The sequence below is a fragment of the uncultured Arthrobacter sp. genome, assembly GCF_902805515.1.
Lineage (GTDB): Bacteria > Actinomycetota > Actinomycetes > Actinomycetales > Micrococcaceae > Arthrobacter_D.
The window spans coordinates 1-10,925 of sequence record NZ_CADCTE010000092.1 but is presented as its reverse complement, the minus strand read 5'-3'; the positions used below and the strand labels follow the sequence as shown (position 1 = coordinate 10,925).

The 10,925-nt window shown below is 68.3% G+C and carries 8 protein-coding genes and 1 pseudogene; 6 read left to right on the top strand and 3 right to left on the bottom strand.

Annotated elements, in window-relative coordinates:
* Both QZX79_RS08065 and QZX79_RS08060 read right to left on the bottom strand, forming a co-directional pair.
* A pseudogene (locus QZX79_RS08065) lies at positions 1-487 on the bottom strand (hypothetical protein); the annotation flags it as partial.
* A 99-nt stretch (positions 488-586) separates the two neighbouring features.
* Positions 587-2,047, bottom strand: a complete 1,461-nt coding sequence (locus QZX79_RS08060; protein ID WP_294567355.1) for a PucR family transcriptional regulator — start codon at positions 2,045-2,047, stop codon at positions 587-589.
* A gap of 176 nt (positions 2,048-2,223) precedes the next feature.
* On the opposite strand from QZX79_RS08060, the gene QZX79_RS08055 reads away from it, so the two are divergent.
* The 4 genes from QZX79_RS08055 to QZX79_RS08040 all read left to right on the top strand — a co-directional run bounded on the left by QZX79_RS08055 (position 2,224) and on the right by QZX79_RS08040 (position 7,948).
* Positions 2,224-3,663, top strand: a complete 1,440-nt coding sequence (locus QZX79_RS08055; protein ID WP_294567353.1) for a gamma-aminobutyraldehyde dehydrogenase — start codon at positions 2,224-2,226, stop codon at positions 3,661-3,663.
* Between the two features lie 10 nt (positions 3,664-3,673).
* The gene (gene gabT / locus QZX79_RS08050) at positions 3,674-5,041 is read left to right on the top strand and encodes a 4-aminobutyrate--2-oxoglutarate transaminase (RefSeq protein ID WP_294567351.1); all 1,368 of its coding nucleotides are present in this window, start codon (positions 3,674-3,676) and stop codon (positions 5,039-5,041) included.
* 292 nt (positions 5,042-5,333) lie between these two features.
* On the top strand, positions 5,334-6,374 hold the full coding sequence (locus QZX79_RS08045) for a hypothetical protein (protein ID WP_294567349.1): 1,041 nt from the start codon (positions 5,334-5,336) through the stop codon (positions 6,372-6,374).
* The gene (locus QZX79_RS08040; RefSeq protein ID WP_294567346.1) at positions 6,371-7,948 is read left to right on the top strand and encodes a phenylacetate--CoA ligase family protein; all 1,578 of its coding nucleotides are present in this window, start codon (positions 6,371-6,373) and stop codon (positions 7,946-7,948) included. Before QZX79_RS08045 ends, QZX79_RS08040 begins: the two co-directional genes overlap by 4 nt.
* 167 nt (positions 7,949-8,115) lie before the next feature.
* On the opposite strand, the gene QZX79_RS08035 is transcribed toward QZX79_RS08040, so the two are convergent.
* Positions 8,116-8,799, bottom strand: coding sequence for a TetR/AcrR family transcriptional regulator (locus QZX79_RS08035; protein ID WP_294567344.1), 684 nt, complete (start codon positions 8,797-8,799; stop codon positions 8,116-8,118).
* A gap of 132 nt (positions 8,800-8,931) precedes the next feature.
* Between QZX79_RS08035 and QZX79_RS08030 the strand changes: the two genes are divergently transcribed.
* Positions 8,932-10,362: an NAD(P)/FAD-dependent oxidoreductase gene (locus QZX79_RS08030; protein WP_294567341.1), complete on the top strand. Its 1,431-nt coding sequence runs from the start codon at positions 8,932-8,934 to the stop codon at positions 10,360-10,362.
* Positions 10,359-10,925: amino acid permease (locus QZX79_RS08025; RefSeq protein ID WP_294567339.1), on the top strand; the 567-nt coding region annotated here is incomplete at its 3' end. The genes QZX79_RS08030 and QZX79_RS08025, both read left to right, overlap by 4 nt.

The following is a 10,925-nucleotide window of genomic DNA, read 5'->3' as shown; positions in this document are numbered from 1 at the left end:
GTGCGGGCTCGGGAGCGGGTGCGGGTTCCGGTGCGGGTTCGGGTGCGGGTGCCGGCGGCACGACCACTACGGGAGGCTTCGGCTTGTCGATGTTCTTCTGGAAGCCCTTGGAGTGCAGGTGGGCCGCCTCGGAGTTCGACGTTCCGGGTGCCTTGGCCTTGGCGGCAGCGGCGACGGGGTTGGCCTTGGTGGCCACCGGCGCCTTGGCGGCGACGAGGGTCTTGGCAGCGGCAACCGGAGCCTTGGCCTTGGCTGTTGCAGCAACCGGGTTGGCCTTGGCGACGGTGGAGTTGGAGGTGCCGGCCGGCTTGGCCTTGGCGGCGGCGGCGACGGGGTTGGCCTTCGCCGTGGCGGACGGCGCCGCACTTGCGGCTCCCGCTCCGAGGGTCAGTGCGAGCATGCCGGTGAGACCGGCAGCGGCGATCTTCTGTACAACGTTCACGAATACCTCACTTCGGGTGAGCAGGCCCAGCGCCAGCTCTTCCATCGACGGTATTCGCCGCTTCCCCGGTCAGTCCGCTGATTGCGGTAAAGCTGTGGACTTACTCGGCCAATCCTTACGAACCTGCGCTTTTCCTGCGCTTGGCTACCGCAGCGCCCGCACATTCAGGGCGAGGTAGAGGTGCACCCGGTCGGCGGTGACCGCCGGGTCGTAGCCGGTGAGGTCCGCGATCTGCTGAAGGCGGTAGCGCACGGTATTGCGGTGCAGCTGAAGGGCGTCGGCGACGGCGGCCACCGACCCGTTGAGCGCGAGGTACCTCTCGAGGGTGGTGATCAGTCCGCCGCCGTGCTTTGCATCGAAGTCGACCAGCGGGGACAAAGCCTCGGCGGCGAGATCGGCAAGGGGAACGTCCTCGCTGGAGAGCAGCAGCGAGGTAAGGCTGAGCCGGTTCGGCGGGTTGACCGGCCCGCCCCTGGTCAGGGACTCGCGCGCCTCGAAGTAGCTCCACCGCAGCCCGTTGGGCTGGGCATAGGCGCCGCCGATGCCCACCCGCGCCGTGAACCCCGCCGCGTGGAGGTAGGCGCCCAGCCGGGTGCCCAGCCCGGCGCCGTCCGGCTCGGGGGCCAGGACGAGCAGCCGCTCATCGAGCAGGGCCGTGAGGACGCCGGCGCAGTCCTCGGGCAGCGGCAGGGTCCGCAGCGCCTTCCGCTGACCCGACGCCACCTCCACGGCCACCACCACGTGCCGGCCGGTGCAGTCCAGGCCGGTGCTGCCCAGGCGGGCGACGGCGTCGGGCCCGGCGAGCGCGCCGCGCACGATGTCCTGCAGGAGCTGCCCGGCGGTCACCCGTTCGCCCGCCCGGCGGCGGGCCTGGTTGCTCAGTTCCACGCTGATCAGGCTCTGGGCATAGTCGACGATCGCGGCCGGGGCGTACGGCTCGGCGATGACCAGGGTGCACCGGTCCTTCAGCCCGGTCGCCACCGGAACCCGGTGCCAGCTCCGGTCCGGTCCCCCTGTCACTGATCCTCCCGTCACTGATGCGGCCGGCACCGTGCCGGCCGGTGCCCGTCCGCCCGCAATGCGCGTGCCGTACTGGAAGAGGGCCACGTCCGTGCCGAGCATGCCCGCCAGTTCCTCGAGCAGCCGGGACAGCCCGCCGCCCCCCAGCAGCGCCGCAGCGAGCACCTGGTGGCCCCGAAGGAGATCCTCGAGCCGCGAGTAATGCTCAGCGGAGAGGGAATCGGCAACGATCTTGCCAATGGCGATGAAGGGCGTCTCGTAAGGGACCTCGAAGACCGGCAGCTCCACCCGGTGCGCCTCCTCGAGCAGGGCCGGCGGGATGCGCTGATGGGACAGGCCCACCCCGAAGCCGACGGCGAGGCCACCGGCCTCGGAGACCCGGCGCACGAAACGGCGCTGCGCGGCGGGAGTCGTCTGCCGCACCCCGGTGGTCAGGACCACCTCGCCGCCGCTGAGGAACGGCAGCGGATCCTCGAGTTCGGTCACCGCGACCCAGCCGATCGGCGTGTCCGACGCGGGGGCGCCGCCGGCGGGGACCAGCCGGAGGCTGGAGACGGCCAGCAGATCTGCAAGGGAGATTGCCATGAAACTGTCCTAGGATTGAATTGTGCGCCTGCATGAAGGATTCCGGAGGATCCTGTGCAAGAGTACCTAGTGAACCGTGAGTACCGACGGATAGGGTCAGCATTAATTTGGCGCCCAATCCGCAACGCCGGCAATTTCGGCCGCACCGGCGGCGGCCCAACCCCGCAATGAAAGGGATGAACGCTGTGGTCCAGACCCTGCAGAACTACATCAACGGCGAATTCGTCGACGCCGCCGGCACCGAGCTGCTCGACATCGTCAACCCGACCAACGGTGAACTGGTTGCGAAGGCGCCGGTCTCCGTCGCCTCCGACATCGACGCCGCCATGGACGCCGCCAAGCAGGCCTTCACCTCGTGGAAGCACGTCCCGCCGAGCCAGCGTCAGCTGATGCTGCTGCGCCTCGCCGACGCCCTTGAGGCGAACAGCGAGGAACTCGTCGATGCCCAGCACCGCAACACCGGCCAGGTGCGCGAAATGATCGCCGCCGAGGAGGTCTCCGCCGGAGCCGACCAGCTGCGCTTCTTCGCCGGAGCGGCCCGCCTGCTCGAAGGCAAGTCAGCCGGCGAATACCTGGAGGGACACACCTCCTACGTCCGCCGCGAGCCGATCGGCGTCGTCGCCCAGGTCGCCCCCTGGAACTACCCCCTGCTGATGGCCGTCTGGAAGATCGGGCCGGCCCTGGCCGCCGGCAACACCGTCGTCCTCAAGCCCAGCGACACCACCCCCGAGTCCACCCTCGTCCTCGCCCGGCTGACGCAGGACATCCTGCCGGCCGGCGTGCTGAACGTCGTCCTCGGCAACGGGGAAACCGGTGCCGCCATGGTCGAGCACAAGACCCCGGGCCTGGTTTCGATCACCGGTTCCGTCCGGGCAGGCATCGCAGTGGCCACCGGTGCTGCCAAGGGCCTCAAGCGGGCACACCTCGAGCTGGGCGGCAAGGCCCCGGCCATCGTCTTCGCCGACGCCGACCTGAAGAAGTCCGCCGCGGCCATCGCCGAATTCGCCTTCTTCAACGCCGGGCAGGACTGCACCGCGATCACGCGGGTCCTGGTCCAGGAAGCGGCCCACGACGAACTCGTCGCCGCCATGGTCGAGCACACCAAGACGCTCAAGACCGGCAGCCAGGATGACAGCGAGAACTACTTCGGGCCGCTGAACAACATCAACCACTTCAACGCCGTCAACGCCGTCATGGACGCCCTGCCGGCACACTGCTCCGTCGCCACCGGTGGCAAGCGCGCCGGCGACAAGGGCTACTTCTTCGAGCCGACCATCATCACCGGCGCGAAGCAGGAGGACGACATCGTCCAGAAGGAAACCTTCGGCCCCATCATCACGGTGCAGAAGTTCCTCACCGAGAACGAAGCCATCGAGATGGCCAACGACGTCGAGTACGCCCTGGCCTCCAGCGTGTGGACCACCGACCACGGAACCGCGATGCGGACCTCACGCGACCTCGACTTCGGAGCCGTGTGGATCAACACCCACATCATGCTCACCGCCGAGATGCCCCACGGCGGCTTCAAGAGCTCCGGCTACGGCAAGGACCTCTCGATGTACGGCGTCGAAGACTACACCCGCATCAAGCACGTCATGACCGTGCTGGATGCCTAGGAGGGACACCATGACAACACTTCCAGCAGTTCAGCCGACCTTCCGCCTGGAGCAGAAGCGGCACCTGACGGGCCCCTTCCCCGGCCCGCAGTCCGCAGCCCTTGACGCCCGCCGCGGCGCCGTCGTCGCCAAGGGGGTGGCCTCCGGCGTGCCGGTCTACGCCGCGGACGCCGACGGCGGAATCATCCGCGACGTCGACGGCAACTCGTTCATCGACCTCGGCTCGGGCATCGCCGTCACCAGCGTCGGCGCCTCCGACCCGGCCGTCGTGCAGGCCGTCCAGGAGCAGGTGGGGCACTTCACCCACACCTGCTTCATGGTCACCCCTTACGAGGGGTACATCGCCGTCGCCGAGCAGCTCGCCGAGCTGACCCCCGGCGACTTCGAGAAGCGCACCGTGCTCTTCAACTCCGGTGCCGAGGCCGTGGAGAACGCGGTCAAGGTGGCGCGCCTCGCCACCGGCCGCAACGCCGTTGTCGCGTTCGACCACGCCTACCACGGGCGCACCAACCTCACGATGGCGCTGACCGCGAAGTCGATGCCGTACAAGACCAATTTCGGTCCGTTCGCCCCCGAGGTGTACCGGATGCCGATGAGCTACCCGTACCGCGAGGAAAACCCCTCAATCACCGGCGCGGAAGCGGCCCAGCGCGCCATCACCATGATCGAGAAGCAGATCGGCGGCGACTCGGTCGCGGCGATCATCATCGAACCGATCCAGGGCGAGGGCGGCTTCATCGTTCCCGCCGAGGGGTTCCTGCCGGCGCTCGCGGCCTGGGCCAAGGACAACGGCGTCGTCTTCATCGCCGACGAGGTCCAGTCCGGCTTCTGCCGCACCGGCGAGTGGTTCGCCGTGAACCACGAGGGCGTCGTGCCCGACATCATCACCATGGCCAAGGGCATCGCCGGCGGCATGCCGCTGTCGGCGATCACCGGCCGGGCCGACCTGCTCGACGCCGTCCACCCCGGCGGCCTCGGCGGCACCTACGGCGGCAACCCCGTCGCCTGTGCCGCGGCCCTCGCCGCGATCGGCACCATGAAGGAACAGAACCTCGCCGGGCGCGCCCGCGCCATCGAGGGCATCGTCGTGCCGCGCTTCACCGCGCTGCAGGAGGAGCTCGGCGACGCCGGCATCATCGGCGAGGTCCGCGGCCGCGGCGCGATGCTGGCCATCGAGTTCGTGAAGCCGGGGACCACCACGCCCAACCCGGAGGCCACCAAGGCCATCGCGGCGGCGTGCCTCAAGGAAGGGGTCATCATCCTGACCTGCGGCACCTACGGCAACGTGATCCGGCTGCTGCCGCCGCTGGTCATCGGCGATGAACTGCTGCTCGACGGCCTGGATGTCCTCGAAGGGGCCATCCGCGCCGCCGCCTAAGTCAGCGCACGGCGCCGTCCACACACATCCGCGGGGCCGGCGCCTCCGCGATTCCGCAGATCACCACGTTCTTCCCCCGGGATGGCGTGGTGATCTGCGTATTCGGTTCAATAGCGCTCCGCCGAAAGTGCACTTAACCCCGCTATTCGCCCGGAATTACGTGGTGACCTGCAGTTTCGGCGGGCGGGGGAGGGGATGAACCATTGAATTGCCGTCACTCCTGTCACTACGCGCAGAAAACTATTTCCGAAAATCAGGTCCGTGAAGCCACAGGCACCACTAGGGTGAGGGCATGTTGGAATCCGAGGCATGGGGGGCCATTCTTGAGGACGCCCACCGATATCCGTCACCGCACAATTCACAACCGATAAAAATCCGGCTGCGCAGCTCGACGCAGGCGGCTCTTTATTATGATCTGGATCGAGGGCTGCCCGCGGAATCGTATGGAATTCCCTTCGGCTACGTCTGCGCAGGCGTTTTCCTCGAGTCGCTCCGGGTCTGCGCGCAGGTCCGCGGATATGAGGTCCGGGAAGACCTCCAGCACCGTGAGATGGACTTCGGGGCGCAGGACCGGCTGCACCTTCTCGGGGAAGTCACCCTGGTGCCCCGGGCTCCCGATGCCAACGACCGAGCCGACTACGAGGCGTTCCTGGCCCGGCAGACCTCCCGCCGGCCCTACGACAACACCCTGGTGGCGCCCGCTGCCGTCGCCGACGCCGAAGACACCGCCCGGCGGCACGGGCAGGTGTTCCGCAGCTCCAGCGATCCCGCGCTCGTCCGGGCGCTGGTGCACATCAACCAGGCCACGCTGTTCGACGACCTGCGCAACGATGCCGTGCACCGGGAAATCCTCACCTGGCTCCGTTTCTCGCGCGCCGAGGCGAAGGAGCGCGGCGACGGCCTGAGCGCGGAAACGATGCTGATGCCCGGACCGGTGCTGCGGTTCGCCATGAGGAACCGGGGGCTGTGGGATGCGCCGGTGATCGGTGCTCTCATCCGCAGGACCTACCTGAACACCATGCGCGGGGTGCGCCAGCTTGGGTGGCTGGAGGGACCCTTCGACGGGCCGGCCGACTATGTGGAGGCCGGCCGTACGTTCATGCAGGTGTGGCTGGGGTTCACCCGCCGCAATATCTACCTGCACCCTTTCGGCACCGTGATCACCAATCCCCGCTCGCACGCCGAGTTCGTGAAGGCCGCCGGCGTCACCGAGTCCGACGGGCGGATGGCCTGGATGCTCTTCCGCTTCGGCCACAGCGCCCGCCCGCCGGTGGCGCACCGCCGCGCCGCCTCCGCAATGATTCTTCCCTCGGGCCAGGAGCTGCACCCATGAAAAAGCTGTCGATCTTCGCCTTCCTCGCCGTGCACGAGCGGTTCGTCCGGCTGTTCATGCCCCGGGTCTCCACGCACAAGCTGCTCCTGCTTCCCGGCATCGAGTCGCTCCGCTGGACGCTCGGGCGGTGGCGCGCCTGGCGGACCTTCGAGCTGGCTTCGCGACGGGTTCCCGCCTACCGGCAGTTCCTGGAAAAGCAGGACTTCCCGGGCCGCCTCCCGGGCAACGGCAGGGTCTCGGAGGAGTTCGCGCGGATCCCGGAAATGGACAAGGACAGCTATATCCGGCCCTGGAGCACCGAAGACCGCTGCCTGGACGGGAGGCTGCCCCGCCGCGGAGTGGTGGTTGACGAATCCTCGGGCAGCTCCGGGGTGCCGACCAGCTGGGTCCGGGGTCCGGACGAGCGCGAGGCCACCCGCCAGCTGCTCCAGCTGGGCTTTGCCCGGACCGCCGCTGCCCTGGACAAGCAGCCGTTCGTCCTCAACGCGTTTTCCCTGGGTGCCTGGGCCACCGGCATGAATGTCTCCTCGTCACTGACCGACGTCACCATGATCAAGTCGATCGGCCCGGACAAGGACAAGATCATCTCCACCATGCGGGAGTTCGGCACGGGCTTCACCTACATCATCCTGAGCTACCCGCCCTTCCTTAAGGCCCTCTTCGAGGACCCCCGGCTGGACTGGCAGGAGTACGACATCGTCGCAGCGTTCGGCGGCGAGGGCATCAGCGAGAACATGCGCGCCCACATCAACCGCTACACGCACGGTGCGTTCGGCTCCTACGGCGCCTCCGACCTGGAGATCAACCTGGCCATCGAGACGGACTTCTCGGTGGCCCTGCGTCAGGCCGTCGACCGGAGCCCGGAGCTCGCGGCGCGCATCACCCGGCAGGAGGAGTACGGCGTGCTGCCGATGATCTTCCAGTTCAATCCGTACGGCTACCTGATTGAAACCAACGACGCCGGCGAACTGCTGGTGACGATCGTGCGCCGGGAGAACATCAATCCCCGGATCCGCTACAACATCCACGACCGCGGCCATGTGATGCGGGTGCGCGAGCTGAAGCCGATCCTGCGCGAGTACGGCCTTGAGGACGTCCTGCGCGAGCAGCTGCTGGACCTGCCGCTGCTGTTCCACTACGGCCGCTCCGATCTGTCGGTGGACTTCAACGGCGCCGTCGTGGCTCCCGATGCGCTGCGGGACGTCATCTACAACGAGCCGGAGCTGCTCGACGCCGTCGAGAACCACCGCCTGATCAGCTACGAGGACGCCGCGGGCAACCGTCAGCTGCACGTCGCACTGCAGCTGACCGATCAGGCCAGCGAGTCGGGGGCCCTCGACGTCGAGCGGTACCGCCCGTACGTGCTCGCCGAGCTGCGCCGGATGAACGGGGACTTCAACAACGCCATCCGGACCGCACCCGGCTCCACCCTGCCGACCATCGCCTTCTATCCCTACCGGACCGGTCCCTTCACGGCGGACGGACGCAAGCTCAAGAACGAGTACGTCTGGCAGCTGGACGCGGACGACGTGGGGGAGTGGGACCTGGACTTCTCCTACACAGCGCAGCCCTGACCGCAGCCCTGACCGCAGGCCTGATCGCAGCCCTGACCGCAGCCCTGACCGCAGGCCTGATCGCAGCCCTGGCCGCGCGCGCCGGCCCTGCCGCCGAGTGCGCACTTAACCACGCTATGGGCCCGGGATAGCGTGGTGTGCTGCAGTTTCGGCGTGCCGACGCGGGCTCATTCCGTGAGTTGCCGTTTCAGGCCGGTGATGAGCGCCTCGAGGCCGGTGCTGAACGCAACGTCGGCAGCATTGCCCGCGCCCTCCGCGGAATCGCCCGCACCTTCACCTGCCGCGCTGCGGACGGCCGAGGTGAACACCGGGAACTCCGGGCCCAGTGCGCCCGAGTCGAAGATGTTGCTGGGAGCCGAGACGTCCAGCGCCGAGCCGTAGATGAAGGACTCGAGCGCCACGATGGCCGGCACCACCCGTTCCTCGGGCCAGCCGGCGGCCAGGAAGCCCCGGGTGACCTCCTCGTACATCCGCAGCGTCTCCGCCGCATCGGTGACGGGCATGACGGCGATGACCGGCACCAGGGGCGCGTGCCGGGCGAAGACCTCCCGGTAGGACCACGCCCAGCGGCGGACCGCCTCGTCCCACGGCTCGGTGGCGAAGGCGCTGAAATCGACCATGGTCATCACATGGTCCTGCACCCAGCGCAGCACCTCCTGCTTGGAACTCGCATGGTTGTACACGGCCGAGGGGGCGACCCGGAGGCGGCGGGCCAGTGCCGACATGGTGAGTCCCTCATAGCCCTCGGCGGCGATCTGGGCAACCGCGGCGGAGGTGATGCGCTCCCGGGAGAGCACCCCCCGCGGAGGCCGTCCGGCGCGCCGCGGTGTTCCCTGCGCAGCTGCGGTCATTCGAGCGGCTCCCATCCGTTGTTCGAATTTATCCTACGGCTCTTCCCAAAGACGGGCCGGTTCGCTAAAGTCCTCACAGTAAATGAATACCATTCATTTTGTGGCGGACGTCACCGCCGCCGTAAGGAGACCATGAAAACGATCGAACGCGACGTCGTCGTGATCGGCGCAGGGCCATCGGGCCTGACCGCCGCGCGTGAACTGCGCAGGGCCGGCCACACGGTGGCTGTCCTCGAAGCGAGGGACCGGGTCGGAGGCCGCACCCACACCGACGTCATCGACGGTGCCACCCTCGAGGTCGGCGGGCAGTGGGTCTCACCCGACCAGACCGCCCTGAAGGACCTGCTCGGGGAGCTCGGCCTCGAGACCTACTCCCGCTACCGGGACGGGGAGTCGGTCTACATCGGCGCCGACGGCACCGCTCGGCGCTATACGGGGGAGTGGTTCCCGGTGGGGGAGCGCACCCGTGCCGAGATGGAGCGCCTGACGGCACTGCTCGATGAGCTGGTGAAGGAAGCCGGGCCCGAGGCGCCCTGGGAGCACCCGCTCGCCCGTGAGCTCGATACCGAGTCCTTTGCCTCCTGGCTGCGCCGGCATTCCGACGACGAGGAGGCCTGCAACAACATCGGGCTCTTCATCGCCGGCGGAATGCTCACCAAGCCCGCCCACGCCTTCTCGGCGCTGCAGGCAGTGCTCATGGCCGCCACCGCCGGATCCTTCTCCAACCTCGTTGACGAGAGCTTCATCCTCGACAAGCGGGTAATCGGCGGCATGCAGGAGGTCTCCAAGCGCATGGCGGCCGAGCTCGGCGACGATGTGTTCCTCAATGCCCCGGTCCGCACCCTTCGCTGGAGCGGCGGGACGGACGGCGGCGACGGCACCAGCGTCACCGCCGTCTCCGAGAGCCTCACGGTGCACGCGCGGCGCTGCATCGTGGCTGTGCCGCCGAACCTCTACTCCCGGATCTCCTACGACCCGCCGCTGCCCCGGCTCCAGCACCAGATGCACCAGCACCAGTCGCTGGGCCTGGTCATCAAGGTCCACGCCGTTTACGCCACGCCGTTCTGGCGCGCCGCAGGGCTCTCCGGCACCGGGTTCGGCGCGGGCTCCATCGTGCAGGAGGTGTACGACAACACCAACCACGGCGACGCGCGGGGAACCCTCGTCGGGTTCGTTTCCGACGAGAAGGCCGACGCGATGTTCGACCTGCCGCCTGAGGAGCGGAGGCAGCGGATCCTCGAATCCATTGCCGCTTTCCTTGGCCCCGAGGCCCTGACCCCCGAGGTTTACTACGAATCCGACTGGGCCTCCGAGGAATGGACGCGCGGGGCCTACGCCTCTAGCTACGACCTCGGCGGGCTGAGCCGGTACGGCCGCCACCAGCACACGCCCGTAGGGCCGATCCACTGGTCATGCTCGGACATCGCCGCCGAGGGCTACCAGCACGTCGACGGGGCGGTCCGCATGGGCCGGCGCACCGCACAGACCATCAGCAGCATCCTTGCTCCACCACCCGGCACCGCTTCCGGTCCGGGTTCCCTCTTCACGAAGGTGACCCAATGAGCACAGAGGTACGCACGACCGGCCAGGGGACAGGCCTGAGCAGGAAGGGTCTCAGCGCGGGCGCCGTCGGCCTGCTGGGCGCCGTCGTCATCGGCGTCTCAAGCATTGCCCCGGCCTACACCCTGACCGCGGCCCTTGGCCCCACCGTCGCCGAGGTGGGGGTGAACCTGCCGGCCATCTTCCTCGTCGGCTTCGTCCCCATGCTCCTGGTGGCCCTCGGCTACCGCGAACTCAACAAGGCGATGCCCGACTCGGGCACCTCGTTCACCTGGGCCACCCGGGCCTTCGGCCCGTGGATCGGCTGGATGGCGGGGTGGGGCGCCATCGCAGCGACGATCATCGTCCTGTCGAACCTGGCCGCCGTCGCCGTCGACTTCTTCTACCTCATGCTCGCCCAGCTCACCGGCAATGAGGCGCTGGCCGATCTGACCCTGAACCTGCCGGTCAACATCGTCACCACCCTGATCTTCATCGCGGCGGCCTGCTGGATCTCCTACCGGGGAATGGAGACGATCAAGACCGTCCAGTACGTGCTCGTCACCTTCCAGCTCATCGTCCTGGCC

Bases quoted from the DNA above. Each gene is read 5' to 3' on its own strand.
- QZX79_RS08060 (WP_294567355.1), bottom strand. From the start codon at position 2,047: ATGGCAATCTCCCTTGCAGATCTGCTGGCCGTCTCCAGCCTCCGGCTG.
- QZX79_RS08055 (WP_294567353.1), top strand. From the start codon at position 2,224: ATGAACGCTGTGGTCCAGACCCTGCAGAACTACATCAACGGCGAATTC.
- gabT (WP_294567351.1), top strand. From the start codon at position 3,674: ATGACAACACTTCCAGCAGTTCAGCCGACCTTCCGCCTGGAGCAGAAG.
- QZX79_RS08045 (WP_294567349.1), top strand. From the start codon at position 5,334: ATGTTGGAATCCGAGGCATGGGGGGCCATTCTTGAGGACGCCCACCGA.
- QZX79_RS08040 (WP_294567346.1), top strand. From the start codon at position 6,371: ATGAAAAAGCTGTCGATCTTCGCCTTCCTCGCCGTGCACGAGCGGTTC.
- QZX79_RS08035 (WP_294567344.1), bottom strand. From the start codon at position 8,799: ATGACCGCAGCTGCGCAGGGAACACCGCGGCGCGCCGGACGGCCTCCG.
- QZX79_RS08030 (WP_294567341.1), top strand. From the start codon at position 8,932: ATGAAAACGATCGAACGCGACGTCGTCGTGATCGGCGCAGGGCCATCG.